Consider the following 24175-nt stretch of genomic DNA (forward strand, 5'->3'; position numbering starts at 1 on the left):
AGAAATCATGTTAGTAGTATCACAAATCATAGCAAATAAAGAAGCTTATATCAAAGCCTTAAAAAAACGTAATTTTGATGCTGCTCCGGTTTTGGACAAAGCAATCGAATTGGATGAAAATCGACGGGCAACCCAAGCAAAATTGGATAATGTACTAGCAGATTCTAATAGGTTTTCCAAAGAAATTGGAATGTTGTTTAAAAATGGAGAACAGCAAAAAGCAAATCTTTTAAAAGAGAAAACTGCGCAACTAAAAGAAACTTCAAAAGAGCTTTCTACACAACTTGTAGAGATACAAAATGAGCTTTCTGAACTTTTATATACAATCCCTAACATTCCACATCATACTGTGCCTGATGGCCAAAGTGATGAGGACAATGAAGAAGTTTTCATAGAAGGAGATATCCCTAAACTTGAAGACGGAGCACTACCCCACTGGGAACTTGCAAAAAAATATGACATCATTGATTTTGAGTTGGGAGTAAAAGTTACCGGAGCTGGTTTTCCTATTTACAAAGGAAAAGGAGCGCGATTACAAAGAGCACTAATCAGCTATTTTTTGGATAAAAATACCGAGGCGGGGTATAGAGAATATCAGGTACCTCATTTGGTGAATGAAGCATCAGGGTTTGGCACAGGACAATTGCCCGATAAAGAAGGGCAAATGTATCATGTTACGGGAGATGACCTATATCTAATACCAACTGCCGAAGTCCCAGTAACTAATATGTTTAGAGGTGATCTATTAACAGAAAAGGACCTTCCTATCTGCTGTACAGGTTATACTCCATGTTTTAGAAGAGAAGCCGGTTCATATGGCGCTCATGTTCGTGGATTAAACCGTCTGCATCAATTTGATAAGGTAGAAATTGTGCGTATCGAAAAACCAGAAAATTCTTACCAAGCTCTTGATGGCATGGTAGAACATGTAAAAGGCATCTTGAGGGAACTAAAGTTACCGTATCGAATTTTACGTTTATGTGGTGGTGATATTGGATTTACGTCGGCTCTTACCTTTGATTTTGAGGTGTTTTCTACGGCCCAGGATAGATGGTTAGAAATTAGCTCTGTTTCTAATTTTGAATCTTTCCAGGCCAATCGCTTAAAATTACGTTTCAAGGATAATGATGGAAAAAAACAATTAACACATACCCTTAACGGAAGTTCTCTGGCACTACCAAGAGTACTAGCCGGTATTTTAGAAAATTATCAAACTCCCAAGGGCATTAAAATACCAGACGTATTGGTTCCATATTGCGGGTTCGAATGGATAGACTAATCGTAATAATAGTTAGTTTTATGAATTACTAACCGCTATAAACCAACTACTAAAGACTATTTGCTATCTTTACATAAAAACTTGCAAAATGCGTCTTATCCTTTTTTATATCACTTTGTTTGTGACTTTTTCGGTTGTGGGACAATCCGAGCAACTTGCAAAAAACTATGCACAACAGGGGCAATATGAAAAAGCGTTATCTATTTATCAAAAATTATATGATAAAAACCCCGGTCGGACTAGTTATTTACTTGGGTTAGTGGAATCTTATCAACAACTTGAACAGTTTGAAGAGGCCGAAAGTGTTTTAAAAAAACGAATCGAGCAAATCCCCAATAATGCTCAACTTTTGGTAGAATTAGGGCATCATTTTGATCTACAAGGAAAATCCGAATTGGCAAAAACGTATTATGATAAAGCCGTTACAGCCTATAAAAACAATGATGCAAATCATGCCTATTCTTTGGCACAGGCTTTTGAAAAATATAGCCTGTTGGATCAGGCTGCTCAGATTTATGAATTGGGCATGCAAAATAACCCCAGAGCAAATTTTAATGTACAGCTCGCCAAAATTTATGGCGAACAAGGAAAGCTAGAAAAAATGTTTGATAGCTACCTTTCACTTTTACAAATGCAGCCCAATTATGTTAATATTGTACAACGCAATTTTAGTGACTATATACAAGAAGATCCTTCCAACGAGGCTAATATTATATTCAGAAAATTATTGATTAAAAGGTTACAACAAAACCCCGATATTTTATATAATGAAATGCTAAGTTGGTTATTCATACAACAAAAGCAGTTTAAAAAAGCTTTCATTCATGAAAAAGCCATTTACAAGCGTAATGATGTAGGACCACAAGGGATTATTGATTTGGCGAGAATTGCAATTTCAGAAAAGGATACCAAATCGGCAACAGAGATTCTTGATTATATTCTTGAAACCCCGGTATCCAAAGATATGAAGCTCACCGCTCACAAAATAATTCTAAAAGCCAAAGTTGATAATGCAAATAAAAAAGAATATAAAGCTATCGTAGAAAAATATAATTCTGTCTTTGAAGAATACGGAAAATCTCGACAAACTATAGGTTTACAAGTAGATTATGCCCATTTTTTGGCATTTAATATGGATCGAAAACAGGAAGCAATTCGGTTTCTAAAAGATCTTATTAAAAGAGAACGACTTTCCAGGTTTCAATCGTCAAGAGTCAAAATGAAAATTGCCGATATTCTTGTTCTCGATCAAAAGTTTAATCAGGCATTAATCTATTACACCCAGGTTCAAAATGCATTAAAAAACAATTTCTTGGCGCAGGATGCTCGATTCAAAGTTGCAAAAACCAGTTATTATAAAGGTGATTTCGAATGGGCACAAACACAACTCGATGTCTTAAAATCCTCTACATCTCAACTTATTGCCAATGATGCCATGGAACTGAGCCTGATTATAAGTGACAATTCTCTGGAGGACTCGACCCAAACTGCACTTAAGGTTTTCGCTAAAGCCGATCTTCTTTCTTTCCAAAATAAAAATGAAGAAGCTATAGCGACTTATCAAAAGATTCTAAATGAGCACCGAGGCGAGAAAATAGAAGATGAAGCTTTTTTGCGACAGGCAAAGCTATTCGAAAAAGAAAAACAATATGAAAAAGCCAAGGTAAACTACCTAAAAATCATAGAATTTTATGGTGATGACATCTTGGTTGATGATGCTTATTATTGGTTGGCCGAATTATATGTAAATGAGCTCGGAGAGCCTGAAAAAGCTAAAGAGCTTTATGAAAAAGTAATTTTTAATCATGCCGATAGTATTTATTTTGTGGATTCACGAAAAAAATACCGAACATTGCGTGGAGACGCCATTAATTAGTTGTTAGCTATTAGTCTATAGTTGTTAGCCGTGTGTTAATTGTCATGAAAGTATCTTAACGAACATGAAAAAATGCATTCTTATTTTAGCACCAAATTTTTGAATAATCCAGGTTGGACAGCTAAAGAATTTAATTCAATCGTCACTCATGAAATGTTAATAAAGGAAAGAATAGTTTTACCAATTTGGTATGGAGTATCTGTAACAGATGTTTATGAGTATTCCTCAAGTCTTGCAGATACAGTTGCTTTAACTACCCAAATCCCAATGAATTAAATGAAGATAAATACAAGAAACAAGTCCAACAAATAGTGAGTAAAATTCATACCGAAATAACATCATAACTAATTAAAAAGAAAAACTACAAACTAACTACTACAGACTAATAACTGATATGTACATATACAACGTAACCATTAATATAGAAGAAACCGTGCACGGCGAATGGCTCAATTGGATGAAAAATGAGCATATCCCAGAAATGCTTTCTACCGGAAAATTCAGTAAGGCCTTAATGACCAAAGTTTTGGTTGAAGAAGAAATGGGTGGTATAACCTACTCTATTCAATACACTACAAAAAATAAAGAGACTTTACAGAAGTATTATGATGAAGATGCCGAGTCGTTAAGGTCAAAATCAAAACGCTTTGAGGGTAAATTTGTGGCGTTCAGAACTGAATTAGAAATTGTGAGTGAACAACATGACTAAACACAAAAAGAATAAAACATATCCATCTAACACTCATAAAAATTCAGAAAAAACTGCCGTAAAAGCCAAAAAGCATCTCGGTCAGCATTTTTTGAAAGACGAAAACATTGCCAAAAAAATTGGAGACACTCTTACTTTGAATGGATATCAAAACGTTATAGAGATAGGACCAGGAATGGGAGTCCTTACCAAATATGTACTTCAAAAAGAGGTAAATCTTATTGCCATGGATCTTGATACAGAATCCATCGAATACCTCAACACTAACTTCCGTCTTGAGTATAGCAAAATTATCAAAGGAGACAACTCCTTCAAAGTCCTGGAGGCCGATTTTTTAAAATTTGATCTTGATACCTTGTTTGTTAATGAACAATTTGCCATTACCGGTAATTTCCCTTACAATATTTCCTCTCAGATTGTTTTTAAAACTCTCGAACATAGAGATCGTATTCCTGAGTTTACCGGTATGTTTCAGAAAGAAGTAGCGCAAAGAATTTGCGAAAAAGAAGGCAGTAAAGCTTATGGTATTCTATCAGTACTTACTCAAGCATTTTATGATGCAGAGTACTTGTTTACTGTTCCGCCAGGCGTTTTTAATCCACCTCCAAAAGTAGATAGTGGTGTCTTAAGGCTAATTAGAAAAGAGGAATACACATTATCATGTAACGAAAAATTATTCTTTACAGTCGTAAAAACAGCTTTCGGGCAAAGGCGCAAGACGCTAAGAAATAGCTTAAAAACGCTGAATCTTTCTGAAGAAATAAAATCAATGGATATCTTCAATAAACGCCCTGAGCAATTATCGGTTAATTCATTTATCGAATTGTCAACTATAATAGAAAAATCAAGAAGATAAATTGATTTAACGGGATCGTAAAGCCCAATTAAATTCTTTGGTTATCTTTGTGGGCGTTTGTACAACGGTTCACCAAACAATCACGCTATGCAATTTCAGGTTTCTAATGATCTTATAGAACAGGTGAGGCACCTTATCAAGACTGAAGGTGATAAAGAACTGCGTGAAATGCTGAGCGAAATTCACTTTGCCGACGTTGCAGAAGTACTTTCAGAACTTAATCTTACCGAAGCCACTTATCTGGTTAAATTACTGGAAAGTGAAAAAACTTCTGAAGCTTTAATGGAGCTTGAAGAAGATTTTCGAGAACGAATTTTAGAGAATCTTTCTGCCAAAGAGATTGCCGAAGAGCTGGAAGAAATGGATACCGATGATGCTGCCGATGTTGTAGCAGAGCTTCCAGATCAACTTGCAGAAGAAGTAATTGCAGAAATAGAAGATGAAAAACATGCTGAGGATATCAAAGAACTCCTTTCTTATGGTGAGGATACTGCTGGAGGATTAATGGCAAAAGAATTGGTACGTGTAAAAGAAACATGGACCATTGCCGGGTGTGTTCGAGAAATGCGACGACAAGCAAAAAATGTTACCCGAGTTCATTCTATCTACGTGGTAGATAAAGAAGATAAATTGAAGGGAAGATTATCTTTGAAGGATTTGCTTACTGCTCCAGCGAAAGCTCATATTAGTGATGTATATATTCCCAAAGTAGACTATGTAAATGTAGATACTGAAGGTGAAGAAGTAGCTCGTGTAATGCAAAAATATGACCTCGAAGCGATTCCTGTAGTTGATCATGAAGGTGTATTGGTAGGAAGAGTTACCATTGATGATATCGTAGACTTTATTAAAGATGAAGCCGAAAAGGACTATCAATTAGCAGCGGGTATTTCGCAGGATGTCGAAGCCGATGATAGTGTATGGGAATTAACTCGTGCAAGATTACCATGGTTGGTTTTGGGTCTTTTTGGTGGTCTGGGTAGTGTTTTTATCATGGAAAGTTTTGATGTAGCTTTGGCCAAGTATAAAGAACTATTCTTTTTCACACCTCTTATTGCAGCTATGGCAGGAAATGTAGGTGTGCAGTCTAGCGCAATTATTGTACAAGGTTTGGCCAATGATAATGTAAAAGGTAGTTTGCTTAACAGGTTAATTAAAGAAATTGGACTTAGTTTAATTAGCGGAGTAACATTAGGTGTTTTGGTAATTCTTTTTGGGTTGCTCGACGGGATGGATTTACTGTTTAGTTTTACCATTGCCATATCAATGCTATGCGTAATTATTGTTGCAGCCCTTATAGGAACTTTTGTACCCATTATACTAGACAAAAGAGGTATTGACCCAGCCATTGCCACAGGTCCATTTATTACTACCAGTAACGATATATTTGGAATATTCTTATTCTTTTATATCGCTAAGCTTATTTTAGGGTTCTAACTTTAAAAATACCAAAAGCCCATTTATAAAGTTAAACAGGCTTTATTAATTTAAGGTATAAAAGTTTCTTTACAGCTAACTTGCCTTAACAAGTATGTACTTGCGGACACGCAATGAAGTCCTCGCAATACTTTGGACCAGTTACAGATCCACTACAGGAACAACCGCATAACGATAAATCAATTCCTGCTTTTCCTGTAACCATACGTTGTCTATCTTTAGACAAAATGGTTACACCAACGATGTTTAGAAGATTGTTTTTCATATAATATATTTGATGGTTAATGAAATATAAATTTATAATTAATTTTACTTGTAAAGAACAACTTTAACCTTTTTAAGGATTTATTTAGAATCCTAAATTTTATATCAAGTATCTTTAATTTTAAAGTACTCCTTATTTATGAAATCCAATATCTTCGAATATCAATTTACAGTTACCAAATCTGCAATAGACGATATGAACCATGTAAATAATGTTGTCTATTTACAATGGGTACAAAATGTTGCAAAAAAACATTGGGAATCCAAAGCCAATGATGTTATTAGAAACACATATGTCTGGGTCGTACTTAATCATTTTATAGAGTATCACAATCCAGCTTTTGAAGACGATATCATCACTTTACAAACCTGGATTGACCATCACAAAGGGGTAAAAAGTGAACGACACACCAAAATCATTAATTCCAAATCCAATAAAACGCTCGTTTCTGCAAAAACCACATGGTGCTTACTACACAAAGAAACTTTAAGACCCATACGTATTACAGAAGAAATAAGTGCTCTATTCCAGGCCGAGAAATAATTTTATTAAATACCGATAGATGTTAGTATAACCTATCGGTATTTATCGTACTAGCTTACATAACAACAAGAGATTTTATTGTATCATATGATCCCGCTGTTATCTTGTAAAAATAAACTCCTGGAGTAAGTCCTAACGTTTTGGCATCCAATCCTAAAATATGCTTTCCTTTATTAAAACTAGTATTTGCTATGGTTTTAACAACTCTTCCAAATTGGTTATATAGCACAATTTTTATATTACCTTTTTGACTTAAATTGAATTGAATACTGGTTTGGTTAGAAAACGGATTAGGATAACTTTTTACATCTTTAACCACTTCTCTACGGCCATTATAAGTATCGTTTCCATCATTATTACAGGGGTAAGAAAATGGACTTGCAGTCGCTCTTTTGGTGTTTAAATTCCAGGTAATTCCATTTTTAAAGGTTACTTCAAAAGCTTCTTTTATAATACCCCGTAAAAATACGACTGGAGGTAACTCTGATATTTGATCCATATCTGTTACTATCATATTTCTAGGGCCATCTGGAATGTATATTGCTTCCTCATTAAAATTAGCATATCCAAAAGTTGCCGTAAACACACCGTTTCCCTTTTGGGTAACACATGTTAGAAAAGGTATAATCCTATTAAAACTTGTTGGAGGCAGTAAACCTCGCACATACAACTGCTCTTCACCATCGTTGGCATTCGACACTAGAATATCGTCCAACCGATCGCCATTTACATCTCCAATTTCAATATCAAAACTAATATCATTATTCATGGGTAAAAATTCTGAAGAGGCATCGTTAAAAACACCTCGCCCATTATTTAGATAAACAATATTTGGTGCTGGGGCCAATGGATGGCCTCCAGTTGCAGGGCCACTCGGATTCGGAACAGAATTTGCAAAAACAAGATCTAAATGACCATCAAAGTTGATATCAAAAGCTTTTACATCACTGCTAGTATCATTTTTAATAGGTAATGCTATTTGAGTGGTTTCTTCAAAAACGCCTTTTGAATCATTAATGAAAACTTGATTTTGCTCAAGGTTGCTATTGGCCACAACAAGATCCAGGTCATTATCGCCATCTATATCTACTAAAATTAACGCTCTACTGGTTGTGTTTTGTTGAGTAATTCTGGAGTCGGTTTCACTAGTAAAAAAGCCGTTGCCGTCATTAATCAAAATTTGGTTCTGCCCCACATTGGCAATTACCAAATCCTCATCCAAATCCCCATCAATATCTCCAAAAGCAAAGCTTGCACTTTGGTTTTTTACATTAGGCAAACGATCTAATGAGGCATCCATGAAGGTCCCATCTTCATTCTGAAGGTATAGAAAGTTTTGAGCTCCCCCTGGTCCTATATCAGGAATTGGAGGTATTTCATTGGTTACAAAAACATCTAATCTTCCATCTTGGTTTACATCATTAAAACCAATTTCGGTAGAAATGTCGTTAAGAATATTAGGTGGCGGGGCAGGAAGTCTACTGCTACTTGCATCGACAAACCTGCCATTACCATCATTGAGCAATAATTGTGTTGGTCCCAAATTTGCCACAACAATGTCTACATCTCCATCGGCATCAATATCGGTAAAATCAGAACTTAAGCTATTCGCCGGTCTAGGCAAAAAAGGCAAATTACTGATTGATACGTCTGTAAAAACTCCATTCCCATCATTCAATAGGAGTCGGTTATAACGGCCTTCAAAGCCTGTGGTTCCTTCGACAATAAAAATATCGAGATCTCCATCACCATCTATATCCATTAGATCGGCATCTACAGTATCGGTTCCAGTTACAACCGACTGCGGAATTTGATCAGAAACATTTTCAAAAACGGTCTGTGCCGTTACTGTGCAAAAAATGAATGAACCACATAAAACAAAATGTAGTCTTTTGATGAACATACTTGTATAAGATTTCATAATATCAGGTTTTAAGTTTACACTAAAATACTGAAAATGAGACTTATAATTTTATTTTTTAATCCCCTTTAATCCTGCTTTACGGTTTAAAGAAACGTTAACGAGTATCCGCATCACAAAGGAAATAAGTAACTTGTTTCTTTTAAAATTTTCAATTTTTATGGAAGCGATCAACATCAAAGAGAAATTCTCAAAGTTTGACAAACAATGGCATCCACATCGCATTGCCATGGTAGATGATAACCAAATATACCTTGCCAAATTATCAGGAGACTTTGTCTGGCATAAACATGATGATGAAGATGAATTATTCCAGGTAGTAAAGGGAACGTTGTATATGAAATTTAGGGATAAAACTGTAAAAATTGAAGCTGGAGAGCTTATCGTTGTTCCCAAAGGAGTAGAGCATTGCCCTTCTACCAAAGATGGAGAAGAAGTGCATGTATTGTTATTCGAAAAAGCAAGCACAAAACATACAGGCGAGATAAAAAGTGAACGAACTGTTTCTCAATATATTGACATTTAGATATTAACTTCAATAGTATAGTCACCAAAGGAAGGTTAAGAAAATTATCAATAAAACTCAACCGTTATGAGTATTACCAGAAGAAGCTTTATAAAAAGTACAGGCTTGGCTTTAGGTTATAGCTTGTTACCCCTTTCAAATTTATATTCGAACTCAGGGCAAAAACAGATTGGTGTTTGCTTAGTTGGTTTAGGAAATTACAGTTCTACCGTTCTTGCTCCAGCCTTACAAATCACCAAACATTGTAAACTTACTGGAATTGTAACCGGAAGTCCCTGGAAAATTCCCAAATGGCAAAAACGATATAGTATTCCTGATCAAAATGTATATAGTTATGACACTATGCATGAGATTGCAAATAATCCTGAGATTGATGTAATCTATATTGTGGTTCCAACAGGATTACACGCCAAATATGCCATTAGAGCCGCCAATGCCGGAAAACATGTATGGTGCGAAAAACCAATGGCAAAAACCGAAGTCGAATGTCTGTCTATTATTGAAGCTTGTAAAAAAAACAAGGTCAAACTTACCATTGGGTATCGTATGCAGCATGAGCTCAACACAAAAACTATTATAGGCTGGGCTAAGACAAAACCCTATGGAAATATAAAAACCCTTAGAGCAGAAATTGGGTATAATGTTGGCAATCCAGCACGCACCTGGCGGCTTGATTCAGAATTAGGAGGCGGTACCATGTATGATTTGGGTGTGTATGCCCTTAATGCCTCAAGATACACTACCGGGGAGGAACCCATTTCGGTTTCGGCAAAACAAATGACTACCAGACCTGATATTTTTACTGAAACTGATGAGACCACTCATTTTACGCTTACATTTCCTTCAGGAGCTATTGCCTTTGGTAAAACCAGTGTGGGAAAATCTATGCACGAGCTCTATGTTGATTGTGAAAATGGGTGGTATACACTGGCTCCTTTTTCGATGTATGCAGGAGTGCAGGGAAAAGCCAGCGATGGTACCTTACTTAATATTCCGGTAAGAAATCAGCAGGCTCTACAAATGGATGATGATGCGTTATCGATTTTAAATAATACCCCTGTTATGGTCCCAGGAGAAGAAGGAATGAAAGATATCAGAATTGTAGAAGCTATCTATAAAGCCGCAAAAACAGATACAGAAATTAAGCTGTAATACTAGAAACCAAACCATTTAGGTACCCACAAACTTAATTCTGGCACATACGTAACTACCACCAACACTACTATCATTACAATAAATAAAGGAAGTAAAGGACGTATTACTTTTTGAATACTCAAATTTGCAACGCCACAGCCCACAAAAAGAACAGAACCAACGGGTGGTGTACATAATCCTATACATAAGTTCATAATCATAATAATCCCAAAATGTATTGGATCAATTCCTATATCGGTTACAATTGGTAGAAAAATAGGGGTAAAAATTAATACCGCCGGAGTCATATCCATAAATATTCCAACAAACAATAAAATAAGATTAATGATGATTAAAATAATTATAGGATTATCGCTTACTGCTAGTAGCGCCGCACTAATCTCTTGTGGAATGTTTTCATAAGACATCACCCAGGACATGGCTACTGAAGTAGCAATAAGTAACATTACAATAGCGGTAGTTTTGGTAGTTTCCAATAAAATTGGTCGTACATCTTTTATTGTTATTTCTTTATAAACAAATGCCAATACAAATGTGTAGACCACTGCTACTGCCGAAGCTTCGGTAGCCGTGAATATTCCGGCGACTATTCCACCAATGACAACAACAAGCAGTAATAAGCTTGGTAATGCATCAAGAAATCTTTTTATAAATATCTTAAATCCCACCGCTTTTTCTGTAGGGTACTTTTTGATAAAAGCATAAATCCCCGCTACTATCATTAAAGCCAAACCAATTAAAATTCCAGGGATATAACCTGCTAAAAATAAGGCGGCAATAGATACACCTCCGCTTGCGAGTGAATAAATAATCAAAATATTACTCGGCGGAATAATTAAGCCGGTGGTAGCACTTGTAATATTTACCGCCGCACTAAAAGACTTGTCATATCCTTCTTTTTCCATCATAGGATTCATAAACCCTCCTATTGCTGAAGCTGCAGCCACGGCAGAACCCGATATTGCTCCAAATAGCATACAGGCTATAATATTTACAAAAGCCAATCCGCCTGGTAGAGGTCCCACAATTGCCTTTGCAAACTCTATTAAACGATGTGCTATACCTCCTCGATTCATAACCTGCCCTGCCAAGATAAAAAAAGGAATGGCCAATAAAGCAAAGCTATCTAATGAAGTTGCCATACGTTGTGCCAGGGTAGTTACCGAAGGTAAAAATGGCATTGAAATTATTAAAGTCAACAATGCCGAAAGACCAATGCTATATGCTATAGGCACCCTCAATGACAGAAAAACTAAAAAACTTATAACCAATAATAAAGCTTCTGTATATTCCATATTTTTAGGATTTCGCCAGATTGCGTTTCTTAACAAAAATATCCAGACTGTAATACACGATTAACAATCCACTTACCGGTACCACTAAATAAATGTACGCTAGCGGAATTTCTAAAGCCGCAGACCGTTGGTCCAAAGTATATGTAATCCAGCATAACCGAAGTCCGCCTATAACCATCACAAACAATGCAAATATGGATACCGAAAAGGTTACAATAGCAGAAAATAGTGTTGGGTACTTTTGAATTGTCTTGACCGAAATTAGATCAATAGCCAAATGAAGTTCTTTACCCGTTGCATAAGCCGCTCCAAAAAGACCTAACCATATCAAGGAAAAGCTCGCAATTTCATCGGTTAATGTACTAGGAGTTCCTATTAAATATCTTGAAATCACTTGCCAAATTACAGCAATTAACATAACCGAAATAATTAAAATTAATAACCGTTCTAAAGTTCTGTCTATTATCCCTCTCATTATTTAATAGATTTTATCGCTTCAATTAATCGCATTGCTTCATGATTCTCCTTAAAAATATCTTTGATACTCCTGGTTTTTCTTACAAAAGGAGTTTTATTGGGATATGCCACCTCTACCCCTGCATCTCTAATTACCTTTAAAGCTCTCTGTTCTGCTTCTTCCCAAACTTTTCTTTGATAAATAGCCGATTGATTAGCTGCTTCCTGAAGCCATTTTTGTTCTTGTTGGCTTAAACGATTCCAACTTTCGGTACCTATTAATAAAATATCAGGAACAGCCGTATGTTCATCCAAACTATAAAATTTACAAACTTCATAATGTTTTGAAGAATGAAAACTGGGTAGGTTGTTTTCTGCTCCGTCGACTACTCCTTGTTGTAATGCTGTATATAGCTCTCCCCAGGATATAGGTGTAGGGGAGCCTCCTAACTGCTCGACCATAGATACTGCCATATTGCTTTTTTGTACCCTAATTTTAAGGCCTTTGAGATCATCTGGTGTATGGATCATTTTTTCTTTGGTATAAAAGCTTCTACTTCCTGCATCATAAAAACATAATCCTCGAAGCCTATACGGTTCTCCTTTCAGCAAAAACTCTCTCCCAACCGCACTATCATATACCTTGTGAGAATGTGATTTATCTCTAAAAATGTAAGGAATACTAAATATCTTATAATCTGTTACAAAATTTTCTAACACAGCGGCAGAAACTTTGGTAATATCAAGACTTCCTATCTGTAATAACTCCAGGCATTCTCGTTCTGCTCCTAGTTGCCCACTTGGATATATTTTTACAATGAGCTTTCCGCCAGATTTTACTGCTACATTTTCACCTAGATTTATCATAGCGTTATGTACAGGGTGATTTGTATCCAACCCATGTGCCAAACGCAATACTTTTACATCATTGTCTTGTTGACAAGAAAAAAGGAATAGCAAACCAAAAGCCCCTATCAATCGTTTAAATCTCATATTACTTTCGAATCTCGTTTATCATTAGAAAGGTATCTCGTATCATCGATGAAAGTTGATCCATATTCTCTTTTTCTAAATACTCTTTCTTAAAAAGTTGTGATCCCATCCCTACACAATTAGCTCCAGCAGTAAACCAGGCTTCGAGGTTCTCTCTAGAAGGAACAACCCCTCCGGTAGGCATAATTTTCACATTTGGCAATACAGATTTAATTGCTTTAACAAAAGCAGGTCCCAAAATATTACCTGGAAAAGCTTTAATCAATGGAGCCCCTAATTTTGTAGCCCGATATACTTCTGACACGGTGCTACAACCAGGTATCCACAAGACATTATTTCCCTTCGAAAAATCCGCCAACTCTGATACCAAGGCTGGAGAAATAATGAATTGGGCCCCCACGTTTAAAAACTTTAGTGCGGTTTTCGAATCAAAAATAGTTCCAATACCTAGAATAAGATCATCATATTTATGGGCATACCTTGACAATACAGTAAAAACTTCAAGGGCATTATCTCCTCTATTTGTAAACTCAAAAATGCGCACACCAGCATGATATGATATGTCTAAAACCCGTTTTACGATTTCAATATCATCATGATTAAATACAGGTATCATTCCCGTACTTTCCATTATTAAAATAATATCTTCTTTTTTTGTTACTCTTATCATCTTAATAATCTACCTATGTTTTCTCCTCGAACTAATTTTTCTACCTCTTCTACACTTGCCATATTTGCATCACCAGATATCGAATGTTTTAATACCGAAGCCGCAATAGCAAACTCTAAAGCGTCTTGATTTCCTTTATACAACAAACCATATATCAATCCGGCCATAAAAGCATCTCCTCCTCCAATGCGATCTACTATTTGTAACATTTCATACTCCTTAGATAAATACACATCTCCGTTATCATAGAGAACCCCAGATAACCTATTGGCCGATGCCGAAACCGATTTACGTCGGGTTGTCGCAATCTTCTGAATATTGGCAAACTTCTCGCAGGTTACATAACAAGCCTCTTCGAAACTGTTTTTTTTAATCCCCAAACAATTTTCAAAATCTATTAAACCTGCTATAATAATATGAGTATTAGCAATAAGTTCTGGCATTATATCTTTTGGTGTTTTGCCATATTGCCAAAGGTTTCTTCGATAATTTATATCGCCGCTTATGGTTAAACCGTGTTCCTTTGCTTTCATTATTGCTGTACTACAAAATTTGGCTGCTGTAGCAGAAATTGCGGGAGTAATCCCTGTCCAATGCAACCAATCTGAATCTCTAAATATAGCATCCCAGTCAAAATCCATAGCTTCAATAAAAGAAAAAGAAGAATTAAAGCGATCGTAGATAATTTTAGAAGAACGTTGCATAGCTCCTTTTTCATGAAAGTACAATCCCATTCTTCCTTTATCCAAAAACTTTACATTCGAGGTATCAACATCATTCTTCTTAAGATAATTTGAAGCTGTTTTGCCAATATCATGATCAGGAAAAACGGTTATATGTGAAGTTTGCTGTCCAAAACATGACAATGAAATCGCAACATTTGCTTCTGCTCCCCCAAAATGCACCTTAAAATCATCCGCCTGAAAAAAGCGGTTATGACCAGTAGTAGCCAAACGCATCAATACTTCTCCTATAGTAATTATCCTCTTTTTCATTGTAAGAGAGTTTCTTATAAAGGTACAGTTTTAGAAAATTTAACTTTTTCTTGCTCTCAATTGTACTTTTTTATGTAAATTGTGCAATCGATTGCGCAATATAGTAATTTTAATTTATAATGAATCATAAAATTCTAAAAATACACGCACATGATAATGTTCTTGTAGCATTAACCGATCTCAAAAAAGGAGATAAAATACAACATGATGGTGATGAAGTAATACTACAAGAGAGCATTAAAGCAAAACACAAGTTTGCTCAAAATACTATTGCCGCAGAAACAGAAATTATTATGTACGGCAACCTGGTTGGCAAGGCTACTACTCAAATAAAAAAAGGAACTGCATTAACCATTCAAAATGTATCACATCATGCTAATACTTATTCCGGCAAATTAAAAACTGAATCATGGGCACCACCAAATATTGATAAATGGAAAGATCAAAACTTCTTAGGATATCACCGTAAAGATGGTCAAGTAGGAACTGCTAATTATTGGATTGTAATTCCATTAGTCTTCTGCGAAAATCGAAATGTAGAAACTATGAAACAAGCTTTTCTTGAAGAATTAGGCTTTTCAAAACCAAATCCATACAAGAGTTATGTTCGCCAGATGGCTTCACTCTATAAAAATGGTCAACCCCATGATATTAAAAATTTGAATCTTGCTAACAAAATTCCAGAGCCTGAACCTCTTCTTAAAAATATTGATGGAATCAAGTTTTTAACGCATCAAGGAGGGTGTGGTGGTATTCGGCAAGATTCTGATATGTTATGCGCACTAATAGCAGGATATATTAATAACCCCAATGTAGCTGGAGCTACAATCTTGAGTTTGGGTTGTCAAAATGCACAAATTTCTATCCTTCGAGATAAGCTTGAAAGTATAAATCCAAATCTTGAAAAACCATTGTTCATCTTAGAACAACAACAAGAAGGAACAGAGCAACAAATGCTTACCAAAGCCATACAACAAACATTTATGGGCCTCATAGAAGTCAATAAAATTGAAAGAACCTCTGCTCCACTTTCAAAACTTACCATTGGATTAGAATGTGGCGGTTCTGATGGTTTTTCGGGGATATCGGCTAATCCGGCTGTAGGTCAAGTTTCAGATCTGCTGGTTGCATTAGGAGGAAAAACCATGCTCGCTGAGTTTCCTGAACTTTGTGGAGTTGAACAAGAGCTAATTAATAGATGTACCCATCAAAAGATTGCCGATAAATTTATTCAACTCATGCAGTCTTATGCAGCTTCTGCAGAAGCTGTAGGATCTGGTTTTGATATGAACCCAAGTCCCGGTAACATTAAGGATGGTCTTATTACCGATGCCATGAAAAGTGCGGGAGCAGCCAAAAAAGGAGGAACCTCTCCGGTAGTAGATGTACTTGACTACGCAGAATATGCTCAAAAATCAGGACTAAACTTACTATGTACACCTGGTAATGATGTTGAGAGCACTACAGCACTGGCAGGATCAGGAGCAAACTTAATAGTATTCACTACTGGATTAGGAACACCTACAGGAAACCCAATTGCACCTGTAATAAAGATATCTTCGAATTCTTCACTTGCAGAACGAATGCCTGACATTATTGATGTAGATACAGGTGGAGTTATAAATGGTACCAAAACGATTAAACAAATGGGCGAAGAATTACTGAATTTTGTTATCCAGGTAGCAAGTGGAACTATTAAAACAAAAGCACAAAAGCTAGATCAAGATGATTTTATCCCTTGGAAACGAGGTATATCTCTTTAAAATAAATACATGTCAGACTTATTCTCAATACAAAACAAAATTATTGTTATTACCGGAGCAACAGGCATATTGGGCTCAGTAATCGCAAAATATTTGGCAAGACAAGGTGCCAAAATTATCCCTTTGGGAAGAAACCAACTTAAAGTGGATAGTTTGGTCAATGAAATAAAAGAAGAAGGAGGAATTGCAATTCCTATGCTTACAGATGTCACCAACGAGGACCAACTTAATGTAGTACAACAGCAACTCAAAAAACAGTTTGGAAAAATTGATGTACTTATCAATGCTGCCGGAGGTAATATGTCTGGTGCTATTATAACACCAGATCAAACGCTTTTAGATAGCGATACAACATCCCTGAAAAAAGTCATAGAGCTTAATTATTTAGGAACTTTCTTACCTGTTAAAGTACTATTACCCTTGTTTCTAAATGAAAATAAAGGAATCATCGTTAATTTTTCTTCAATGTCTGCTCAACGACCCCTTACCCGAGTAATGGGATATTCATCAGCCAAAGCTGCCATTGACAATTTAACGCAATGGTTAGCTGTCGAATTTTGTCAAAAATATGGAGAAGGCATTCGCGTTAACGCAATCGCTCCAGGTTTTTTCTTAACAGAGCAAAACAGAACTTTATTAACCCAAGAGAATGGAAACTTAACAGAAAGAGGACAACAAATTGTAGATAACACCCCCATAGGAAGATTCGGAAAACCTGAAGAATTATTAGGAACCCTGCATTGGTTAAGCAGTGAGGCTTCAAAATTTGTGACCGGAACGATCATACCAGTTGATGGCGGGTTTAACGCCTATTCGGGAGTTTAACGAACAATAACATATGAAAGAATGATACATCTAGAACAAACCATGCGATGGTACGGCCCAAAGGATCCAGTTTCCTTATCCAATATTCGACAAGCGGGAGCTACTGGTGTTGTTTCAGCATTGCACCATATTCCTAACGGAGAAGTCTGGAGTATTGAAGAAATTCGTAAATACAAGAAGATCATCGAAGATGCAGGTCTGTCATGGTCTGTTGTGGAAAGTGTTCCTGTTCATGAAGCCATTAAAACAAGAAGAGGGAACTTCAAAAGTTATATTGAAAACTACAAAGACACCATAAAAAACTTATCCTCTGAAGGAATTCGCATTGTCTGCTACAATTTTATGCCCGTATTAGATTGGACGCGAACAGATCTTAATTATCAATTACCCAATGGTGCCTGGACTTTACGTTTTGAAATGCAAGCTTTGGTTGCTTTTGACTGTTTTATTTTAAAACGTCCCAAAGCAACATCTCAATACACCAAAGAGCAACTAGAAAAAGGAAAAGCCTATTATGAAACACTTTCAAATGAAGAAATAGACGTGTTAACCAAAACCATTATTGCCGGGCTTCCAGGAGCTGAAGAAGGGTATTCCTTAGAACAGTTTCAACAAACTCTGGACACATACAAAGAAATTGATGATTATGTTCTTTCTGAAAATCTGAAATTATTTCATGATGAAATTATTCCAATTGCCGAAGAGCACAAAGTCTATATGGCTATTCATCCTGATGACCCTCCTTTTTCCATATTTGGATTACCCAGAGTTGTAGGGTCCTCATCAAATGTACGGAGAATTATTAGCCAAAACCCTAGTATCTATAACGGAATCACCTTTTGTACTGGGTCTTTTGGTGTGCGCATGGATAATGATCTTCCTCAAATGATTCGAGATTTCGGAAGCCATATTCACTTTGTGCATTTAAGAAGTACCCAACGAGATCCAGAAGGTAACTTTTATGAAGCAAATCATTTAGAAGGTGATGTACCTATGTATGAAGTAATGAGGGAACTCTTACTAATGCAACAAAAAATCAAAAGATCCCTTCCTATGCGTCCTGATCATGGGCACCAAATACTTGATGATCTTAACAAAAAAAGTAACCCAGGCTATACCGCAATAGGAAGATTAAAAGGCCTTGCCGAACTGCGTGGTTTGGAACTAGGGATTGCTGGCGGAATGAAATGATATAAAAAGATGAAAGTTACTCTTAAAATACTGTTTATCTTCTTTGGGCTTTTCCAAATTTCGTGTGAAAACGAACAAATATTATACCCCGTTACGGTACAAGATTTTTCCAAATTTGTTGAAGCAACAGGATATATAACCGATGCTGAAAAATTTGGTTGGTCAATTGTTCAACAAACTGTATATGATTTTAAAACTGTTCCTAAGGCTACTTGGCGACTACCAGATGGCACTCACCCCGCAAAGATAGAAAATCCTGTTACCCAAGTAAGTTATAATGATGCAGTAGCCTATTGCCAATGGTCGGGAACTCGTTTACCAACATATAATGAGTATTGGAAAATTGTTTCAAAAGATCATCGACGTATCAATGTTTTTTTCGATAGTATTTTACCTGCCAAAACAGTAAATCTGATAGGAAATGTATGGGAGATAACAACCCCTGAAAACTCGCAACAGATAAGGCTGGCTGGAGGCTCTTATTTATGTAATAAAAACACTTGTGATGGTACCAACAGAAAACGTGAATTGATTGTAGATCCCATGACCGGTAATATTCATGTAAGCTTTGCGGTATTGGTCGATAAAAAAGATAACCTATGAAAAAAACTTGCGTATATATCAGTTTTTGTTTCATTTTCTTAAGCTCATGCAAACGAGATAAAAGCATATCCCATCTGTCCAAAGAACTACCTAATATTTTATGGATAGTTTCTGAAGACAATAGCCCATGGTTAGGTTGTTATGGAGATAATATTGCAACTACACCCAATCTTGACAAGCTGGCTTCTGAAGGAATTCTTTTTACAAATGCCTATAGCAATGCTCCGGTTTGTGCCCCATCGAGAAACACTCTTATTACCGGAATGTATTCCTCAGGTCTAGGAACTCAACATATGCGATCCACTTATAAGATTCCCGATGGTATAAAGTTTTATCCTCAATTTCTGAAAAAAGCAGGGTATTACACTTCAAACAATGCAAAAAAAGATTACAATACCAACGATCAAACTGAAGCTTGGGATGAGAGTAGTAAAAGAGCAACGTATAAAAACAGAAAAAAGGGGCAACCATTTTTTGCGATCTTTAATCTTCATGATTCACATGAAAGTCGTTTACACCGAGATAGTATCCCCAGAAACCATCAACCTAATAATGTAAAATTATATCCATATCATCCTGATACTCCGGAAATGCGATCGGATTATGCCGTATACTATGATCGATTACAAGATATGGATACCCAAGTTGGAATGATTTTGAATGAACTTGATAATGAAGGGCTTTTAGAAAATACTATTGTTTTTTATTATAGCGATCATGGTGGTCCTGTAGCCGGAACAAAACGTTTTGCTACTCAACAAGGATTACAAGTTCCTTTAATCGTTAAAGTTCCCAAAAAATTTAATCATCTAACTCAGTATCAAGCGGGCGATAAAGTTAGCAGGCCTGTAAGTTTTATCGACTTTCCCCCTACTTTGATGAAACTCATTGGTAAAGACATTCCCGAGCAATTCCAAGGTAACTCTTTTTTGGATCCGGAAAGTAAAAAAAACTTGGCGTTCGGATTTGCAGGAAGAATGGATGAGCGAATCAATATGGTTCGTACTGTTACCAATGGTCGTTATCGATATACTCGAAATTATTTACCTCATAAACCCTATGGCACATATATTCGAACCCTATGGAAATCCAAAGGGATGCAAAGTTGGTATAAGGCCTATTTGGATAACAAAACAAACCCTACCCAATCTTCATTTTTTAAAAAACGACCCTTTGAAGAATTATATGACATTATAAATGACCCATATCAGTTAAAAAACTTGGCGCAAGAACCATCGCTTCTTGAAGCAAAAACCAAATTATCTGATGCACTAACGAATTGGCAAATCGAAAATCGCGATACGGGATTTATTCCAGAAGCTATCCTTCAGAAAATAAATGATAGCACACTTATTAACAACTATTCACACTCCTCGTACTCGTATCCAATAAAAGAAATTATAGCGCTAGCTGAAGCAGCTGGGTCACTAGAACAAGACAACCTGAATCACTTTATAGAAACTCTTAAAAGTGGCCACCCCATTAAGCAATACTGGGCCGCTATTGGGCTACAAAACCTTAAGCATATTGCAATTCCAGCAGTTCCAGAAATCAAACAACTCATTTTTAAAACCAAACCATCTGTAGGTATTGTCCTTGCAGAAATTCTATATGGATTAAATGAAAAAAAGTATGCGTATGAGTATTTATTGAATGTCTTGGATCATGAACAATTAATGATCCGGGTTCAAGCACTTAATGCCATGGAGACTATGCAAGATATTCCAGAAATCTTCATTGATAAGTTCAAAAAATTAGCCAATAAGACTGAAGGGGTTAAACGGCCTTATGACGCAAGGCTAGCTATTCATCTGTTAGAAAAATACACTAATGAAAAGACGTGATTTTGCAAAAATAACAACCCTTGGAACCATTGGAACTTCAATTCTTGGGATTCCTTATGGCTGTAGCATGGATTCAAAAAAGAGAAAGAAACCTAGTTTGATCAATAACCTCTATTATCGGGCCAATACGTTCCATTATAATCCATCACATATAGCGACAGATATGCAATGGATGGCCGATCACGGCACCAATGCCCTAACCATGGCAATTTCTGAAGTAGATTTTGGCACTTCAGAACGAAATATAGAAGCTATAGTTACCCAAGCGCACAAAAGAGGAATCAAAGTTTTTTTTGTTACTAGTAGATGGGCAGGAGTATTTGCCGGGGCTCCAAAAATGCCCAGTATTTTTGCAGCCAAAAACCCTCATACATGGTCGTTAAATAAGAAAGGAAGGCCATATTTCCATAGTTCTGGTCCAATTTGTAGCATCTACTATCCCGAGGTATTCGATTTTTTCATTGAATATCTGAATAAAACTTTCGCGACCTGGGATCTTGATGGCATTGTTTGGGATGAACCTAAAGCCTACCAGCTAGACTATTCGCCAAAGGCCACAGAAGCACTGGGAACAAATCCTGTGATTGAAACCCATGAAGCAAATTATTGCGAATTTATTTCACAGTTAAATGATCATATTCGCAAGGAACATGGCGGTAAAACGATTAACTTTTTTGCCTATCCCTATTTAACAGATTCTTTCATCGAAAAAGCTTCAGAAATCAGGCATCTTGACTACTATGGAGCCGATGGTCGAGCTTATCCAAATACCGAAAGACCCGAAACATATACAGGCAAAAAATTCATATTAGGCCAAGGCAATGTGGGGCATCGATATGTAACCAAAGCACATGAAAAAGGGTTAAAAAGCATGGTGCTTATTGAAAATTTTAAAACCACACCAAACGAATACCCCCTTCTCGAAAAATATTTGAACACTATTATTGCCATGGCCGATCAATTTGCCTATTACTATTACCCCAGAAGTTGTAACGAACCCGACAAGGCAATGCAACTAATCACAAGTTATTTAAAAAAACATCTGTAAAACTATCCTTATGAAAGCAAATTTTTTTCTTCTTTTATTGACTTCAGTAATCACTTTTGCGCAACAACCTTATCTAGATTATCAACTACGTCTTGAGCCTGTGTGGTCGCGAGTAGCAGATGCTCTAGGTGAGCCTGGTTCTGTAGAAAGTGCCGAGTTCTCCCCCAACGGAAAGTTCATTGTAAGTGGTACCAAATATGACTATAGTGTTGTCATGTGGCGAACTAGCGATGGAGCCGAATTATGGAGAGCTTATCACCCTGCAGAGATTGAGCGAGTGGGTTGGTCTAGCGATAATAAATATGTTGCTGCTTGTAGTGAAGATTTCAAGACTACTATTTATGAAGCTGAGACAGGAAAAGTAGTAGAAACCTTAGAACACAATCAAGGTATTGATGGGCTTATTTGGTCCAATAACAGCATGTTACTGGCCACTGGTGAAGAATACAGTTATAACAAAGATGGCAAAAAACAAGGCTTTCTTCGCGTATATGATATGAATACCCGTAAAGAGGTGGCCAATATAGATTATGGAAGCACAATCAATGAGTTATTTTTTACTGAAGATGATCAGTATATCATAGCATTAGGACATGCCGGGGTAAAGGTGTATAACACTTCGGATTGGTCGTTGGAAAAAGAATTTTTCACCAATGAAAATGTCGTCTTTACCGCAGGAGGCTTTTCACCAGATGGAGAATATATAATTGCCGCTCAAAATAAACCGGTAAAAGGCACTATTCATCTTATCGACTGGAAAAAAGGTAAAATCAAAAAGTCTTTTTCGCACATGGGTAAAAAAATTGAAACCGTAGCCTGGCATCCCAATGGGCAATACATTGCTTTTACAGGGCATGATCCGCATATTTTTCTTTATCGAGTTTCAGATATAAAAGGGTATAGTGTCGATCAAATTCGAATTGCCGCGCAGGTATGGGCCGGTGATCATGCAGAATACATTGATTTCAATAAAGATGGAAGTTTCTTGGTAAGTGCCCATCAAAATGGGTTAATCAAACTTTGGACATGGATGGGTGAAGATCCAAATCTTAACAAAAATCGACATAAAGGCATCAAAAAGGATCAAACTTCGCCTGAAGCATCCAGAAACAAATAACTATTTAAAACATGGAAATCAATTGCTTCTACTTCGGTAAGTATGCATATACCTTTGTCCCCTGGCAAATTGAAGAAGATATACTTCGTATTAAAAGCACAGGAGCACATAGTATTACATTAAATGTTATCGAACAAGATTATAAAGCCGCCAAAGAAAATATTGTATTAGTAATTTCTGTTGCTCAAAAACATGGTCTCAAGGTATACGTTTTGCCTGATGGTTGGTGTAATGTTTTAGGAGGTGTTTCACAGTTTCCAAGTGTTTTTGCGGTAAAGAATATGGATTCTTGTTTGAAAAACTCTGAAAGCAAACACCTGATTACTAATTTGGGACCTGTAGCTTCTATTTTGGAAAAAAGAACTATCGAATACCTAAAAAAGAAACTGAAAGAATGTTTTGAAGGGTTTGCGTTTGATGGCATATTATGGTATCAGTGTAAACTACACCAAAGTTTTATTTCAAAAGAAAAATATGAACAGTTTTTTTCTGGATTACATTTTTACATAAAAGATCATTTTGGTTCTGAAAAAACAATAGATTGGTACCATACGGATTCAACCTCTTTAAATACAAACAATATTAAAGGATTAAGATATATAACACATGACATTCAAATTTTGGATCATCGAAATTATACTAAAGAAAGTACAGAAAGTTTAACCTTGGAAATTGAAAATCTTTTCCGAAAAAAACCGAAAATGTTCTGTTATTTTGACTATCCTGCCAATGTTGAACTTCCAGAAAAAAGTATGACTGTTATTAGAAAGACTTTACAAAACAAATAGGAGTTATCGAGCTATTTTTT

23 protein-coding genes are annotated in these 24175 nt (G+C 36.2%); 16 read left to right on the forward strand and 7 right to left on the reverse strand.

What is annotated here, in order from left to right; all coding sequences use genetic code 11:
• Nucleotides 1–7: 7 nt before the first annotated feature.
• The 5 genes from serS to mgtE all read left to right on the forward strand — a co-directional run bounded on the left by serS (nt 8) and on the right by mgtE (nt 6157).
• Nucleotides 8–1279: a serine--tRNA ligase gene (serS, locus tag U6A24_RS02710; protein ID WP_324178398.1), complete on the forward strand. Its 1272-nt coding sequence runs from the start codon at nt 8–10 to the stop codon at nt 1277–1279.
• Between the two features lie 88 nt (nt 1280–1367).
• Nucleotides 1368–3155 (forward strand): tetratricopeptide repeat protein, encoded by a 1788-nt coding sequence (locus U6A24_RS02715; protein WP_324178399.1) that lies wholly within the window; start codon nt 1368–1370, stop codon nt 3153–3155.
• A 394-nt stretch (nt 3156–3549) separates the two neighbouring features.
• Nucleotides 3550–3864, forward strand: coding sequence for a DUF4286 family protein (locus U6A24_RS02720; protein ID WP_324178400.1), 315 nt, complete (start codon nt 3550–3552; stop codon nt 3862–3864).
• Entirely contained in the window at nt 3857–4720 is an 864-nt protein-coding gene (gene rsmA, locus U6A24_RS02725) for a 16S rRNA (adenine(1518)-N(6)/adenine(1519)-N(6))-dimethyltransferase RsmA (protein WP_324178401.1), read from the forward strand. The genes U6A24_RS02720 and rsmA overlap by 8 nt, the downstream gene beginning before the upstream one ends.
• Nucleotides 4721–4807: 87 nt before the next feature.
• Nucleotides 4808–6157: a magnesium transporter gene (gene mgtE, locus U6A24_RS02730; protein WP_324178402.1), complete on the forward strand. Its 1350-nt coding sequence runs from the start codon at nt 4808–4810 to the stop codon at nt 6155–6157.
• A gap of 85 nt (nt 6158–6242) precedes the next feature.
• Here the strand turns inward: mgtE and U6A24_RS02735 are convergent, their stop codons facing one another.
• Nucleotides 6243–6422 carry a hypothetical protein gene (locus tag U6A24_RS02735; protein WP_324178403.1) on the reverse strand — a complete coding sequence of 60 codons (180 nt, stop codon included), beginning with the start codon at nt 6420–6422 and terminating at the stop codon, nt 6243–6245.
• 138 nt (nt 6423–6560) lie between these two features.
• Between U6A24_RS02735 and U6A24_RS02740 the strand changes: the two genes are divergently transcribed.
• The gene (locus tag U6A24_RS02740; protein WP_324178404.1) at nt 6561–6965 is read left to right on the forward strand and encodes an acyl-CoA thioesterase; all 405 of its coding nucleotides are present in this window, start codon (nt 6561–6563) and stop codon (nt 6963–6965) included.
• A gap of 55 nt (nt 6966–7020) precedes the next feature.
• Here the strand turns inward: U6A24_RS02740 and U6A24_RS02745 are convergent, their stop codons facing one another.
• Nucleotides 7021–8886 carry a T9SS type A sorting domain-containing protein gene (locus tag U6A24_RS02745; RefSeq protein WP_324178405.1) on the reverse strand — a complete coding sequence of 622 codons (1866 nt, stop codon included), beginning with the start codon at nt 8884–8886 and terminating at the stop codon, nt 7021–7023.
• Nucleotides 8887–9046: 160 nt separating this feature from the next.
• On the opposite strand from U6A24_RS02745, the gene U6A24_RS02750 reads away from it, so the two are divergent.
• Together U6A24_RS02750 and U6A24_RS02755 are read left to right on the forward strand one after the other, a co-directional pair.
• On the forward strand, nt 9047–9412 hold the full coding sequence (locus U6A24_RS02750; RefSeq protein ID WP_324178406.1) for a cupin domain-containing protein: 366 nt from the start codon (nt 9047–9049) through the stop codon (nt 9410–9412).
• A gap of 66 nt (nt 9413–9478) precedes the next feature.
• Entirely contained in the window at nt 9479–10564 is a 1086-nt protein-coding gene (locus U6A24_RS02755) for a Gfo/Idh/MocA family protein (protein WP_324178407.1), read from the forward strand.
• A gap of 2 nt (nt 10565–10566) precedes the next feature.
• Here U6A24_RS02755 and U6A24_RS02760 read toward each other — a convergent pair whose 3' ends face one another.
• From U6A24_RS02760 to U6A24_RS02780, 5 genes are read right to left on the reverse strand one after another with little or no spacing between them, the layout of a single operon-like run.
• The gene (locus U6A24_RS02760; protein ID WP_324178408.1) at nt 10567–11862 is read right to left on the reverse strand and encodes a TRAP transporter large permease; all 1296 of its coding nucleotides are present in this window, start codon (nt 11860–11862) and stop codon (nt 10567–10569) included.
• 4 nt (nt 11863–11866) lie between these two features.
• Entirely contained in the window at nt 11867–12337 is a 471-nt protein-coding gene (locus U6A24_RS02765; protein ID WP_324178409.1) for a TRAP transporter small permease, read from the reverse strand.
• Complete coding sequence (locus tag U6A24_RS02770) at nt 12337–13311, reverse strand: TRAP transporter substrate-binding protein (protein WP_324178410.1); 975 nt, start codon at nt 13309–13311, stop codon at nt 12337–12339. Before U6A24_RS02770 ends, U6A24_RS02765 begins: the two co-directional genes overlap by 1 nt.
• Nucleotide 13312: 1 nt before the next feature.
• The gene (locus tag U6A24_RS02775) at nt 13313–13981 is read right to left on the reverse strand and encodes a beta/alpha barrel domain-containing protein (RefSeq protein ID WP_324178411.1); all 669 of its coding nucleotides are present in this window, start codon (nt 13979–13981) and stop codon (nt 13313–13315) included.
• Entirely contained in the window at nt 13978–14976 is a 999-nt protein-coding gene (locus U6A24_RS02780; protein ID WP_324178412.1) for a sugar kinase, read from the reverse strand. Before U6A24_RS02780 ends, U6A24_RS02775 begins: the two co-directional genes overlap by 4 nt.
• A gap of 119 nt (nt 14977–15095) precedes the next feature.
• On the opposite strand from U6A24_RS02780, the gene U6A24_RS02785 reads away from it, so the two are divergent.
• Genes U6A24_RS02785 through U6A24_RS02820 form a run of 8 tightly spaced genes read left to right on the forward strand, consistent with a single transcriptional unit; the run spans nt 15096 to nt 24155 of the window.
• Entirely contained in the window at nt 15096–16739 is a 1644-nt protein-coding gene (locus tag U6A24_RS02785) for a UxaA family hydrolase (RefSeq protein ID WP_324178413.1), read from the forward strand.
• A gap of 9 nt (nt 16740–16748) precedes the next feature.
• Nucleotides 16749–17564 (forward strand): SDR family oxidoreductase, encoded by an 816-nt coding sequence (locus U6A24_RS02790; RefSeq protein ID WP_324178414.1) that lies wholly within the window; start codon nt 16749–16751, stop codon nt 17562–17564.
• A gap of 21 nt (nt 17565–17585) precedes the next feature.
• The gene (uxuA, locus tag U6A24_RS02795) at nt 17586–18755 is read left to right on the forward strand and encodes a mannonate dehydratase (RefSeq protein WP_324178415.1); all 1170 of its coding nucleotides are present in this window, start codon (nt 17586–17588) and stop codon (nt 18753–18755) included.
• A 9-nt stretch (nt 18756–18764) separates the two neighbouring features.
• Complete coding sequence (locus tag U6A24_RS02800) at nt 18765–19358, forward strand: SUMF1/EgtB/PvdO family nonheme iron enzyme (protein WP_324178416.1); 594 nt, start codon at nt 18765–18767, stop codon at nt 19356–19358.
• Nucleotides 19355–21202 (forward strand): sulfatase family protein, encoded by a 1848-nt coding sequence (locus U6A24_RS02805; protein WP_324178417.1) that lies wholly within the window; start codon nt 19355–19357, stop codon nt 21200–21202. Before U6A24_RS02800 ends, U6A24_RS02805 begins: the two co-directional genes overlap by 4 nt.
• A complete protein-coding gene (locus U6A24_RS02810; RefSeq protein ID WP_324178418.1) occupies nt 21189–22250 on the forward strand; it encodes a hypothetical protein in 1062 nt (353 codons plus the stop codon). The genes U6A24_RS02805 and U6A24_RS02810 overlap by 14 nt, the downstream gene beginning before the upstream one ends.
• A 10-nt stretch (nt 22251–22260) precedes the next feature.
• Nucleotides 22261–23367: a WD40 repeat domain-containing protein gene (locus tag U6A24_RS02815; protein WP_324178419.1), complete on the forward strand. Its 1107-nt coding sequence runs from the start codon at nt 22261–22263 to the stop codon at nt 23365–23367.
• Between the two features lie 11 nt (nt 23368–23378).
• Entirely contained in the window at nt 23379–24155 is a 777-nt protein-coding gene (locus U6A24_RS02820) for a hypothetical protein (RefSeq protein ID WP_324178420.1), read from the forward strand.
• The last annotated feature ends 20 nt before the right edge of the window (nt 24156–24175 follow it).

The sequence above is a fragment of the Aquimarina gracilis genome (assembly GCF_035285365.1).
GTDB lineage: Bacteria > Bacteroidota > Bacteroidia > Flavobacteriales > Flavobacteriaceae > Aquimarina > Aquimarina gracilis.

Excerpts from the sequence above, each read along its gene's own strand:
- serS (WP_324178398.1), top strand. The coding sequence starts at position 8 with ATGTTAGTAGTATCACAAATCATAGCAAATAAAGAAGCTTATATCAAA.
- U6A24_RS02715 (WP_324178399.1), top strand. The coding sequence starts at position 1,368 with ATGCGTCTTATCCTTTTTTATATCACTTTGTTTGTGACTTTTTCGGTT.
- U6A24_RS02720 (WP_324178400.1), top strand. The coding sequence starts at position 3,550 with ATGTACATATACAACGTAACCATTAATATAGAAGAAACCGTGCACGGC.
- rsmA (WP_324178401.1), top strand. The coding sequence starts at position 3,857 with ATGACTAAACACAAAAAGAATAAAACATATCCATCTAACACTCATAAA.
- mgtE (WP_324178402.1), top strand. The coding sequence starts at position 4,808 with ATGCAATTTCAGGTTTCTAATGATCTTATAGAACAGGTGAGGCACCTT.
- U6A24_RS02735 (WP_324178403.1), bottom strand. The coding sequence starts at position 6,422 with ATGAAAAACAATCTTCTAAACATCGTTGGTGTAACCATTTTGTCTAAA.
- U6A24_RS02740 (WP_324178404.1), top strand. The coding sequence starts at position 6,561 with ATGAAATCCAATATCTTCGAATATCAATTTACAGTTACCAAATCTGCA.
- U6A24_RS02745 (WP_324178405.1), bottom strand. The coding sequence starts at position 8,886 with ATGAAATCTTATACAAGTATGTTCATCAAAAGACTACATTTTGTTTTA.
- U6A24_RS02750 (WP_324178406.1), top strand. The coding sequence starts at position 9,047 with ATGGAAGCGATCAACATCAAAGAGAAATTCTCAAAGTTTGACAAACAA.
- U6A24_RS02755 (WP_324178407.1), top strand. The coding sequence starts at position 9,479 with ATGAGTATTACCAGAAGAAGCTTTATAAAAAGTACAGGCTTGGCTTTA.
- U6A24_RS02760 (WP_324178408.1), bottom strand. The coding sequence starts at position 11,862 with ATGGAATATACAGAAGCTTTATTATTGGTTATAAGTTTTTTAGTTTTT.
- U6A24_RS02765 (WP_324178409.1), bottom strand. The coding sequence starts at position 12,337 with ATGAGAGGGATAATAGACAGAACTTTAGAACGGTTATTAATTTTAATT.
- U6A24_RS02770 (WP_324178410.1), bottom strand. The coding sequence starts at position 13,311 with ATGAGATTTAAACGATTGATAGGGGCTTTTGGTTTGCTATTCCTTTTT.
- U6A24_RS02775 (WP_324178411.1), bottom strand. The coding sequence starts at position 13,981 with ATGATAAGAGTAACAAAAAAAGAAGATATTATTTTAATAATGGAAAGT.
- U6A24_RS02780 (WP_324178412.1), bottom strand. The coding sequence starts at position 14,976 with ATGAAAAAGAGGATAATTACTATAGGAGAAGTATTGATGCGTTTGGCT.
- U6A24_RS02785 (WP_324178413.1), top strand. The coding sequence starts at position 15,096 with ATGAATCATAAAATTCTAAAAATACACGCACATGATAATGTTCTTGTA.
- U6A24_RS02790 (WP_324178414.1), top strand. The coding sequence starts at position 16,749 with ATGTCAGACTTATTCTCAATACAAAACAAAATTATTGTTATTACCGGA.
- uxuA (WP_324178415.1), top strand. The coding sequence starts at position 17,586 with ATGATACATCTAGAACAAACCATGCGATGGTACGGCCCAAAGGATCCA.
- U6A24_RS02800 (WP_324178416.1), top strand. The coding sequence starts at position 18,765 with ATGAAAGTTACTCTTAAAATACTGTTTATCTTCTTTGGGCTTTTCCAA.
- U6A24_RS02805 (WP_324178417.1), top strand. The coding sequence starts at position 19,355 with ATGAAAAAAACTTGCGTATATATCAGTTTTTGTTTCATTTTCTTAAGC.
- U6A24_RS02810 (WP_324178418.1), top strand. The coding sequence starts at position 21,189 with ATGAAAAGACGTGATTTTGCAAAAATAACAACCCTTGGAACCATTGGA.
- U6A24_RS02815 (WP_324178419.1), top strand. The coding sequence starts at position 22,261 with ATGAAAGCAAATTTTTTTCTTCTTTTATTGACTTCAGTAATCACTTTT.
- U6A24_RS02820 (WP_324178420.1), top strand. The coding sequence starts at position 23,379 with ATGGAAATCAATTGCTTCTACTTCGGTAAGTATGCATATACCTTTGTC.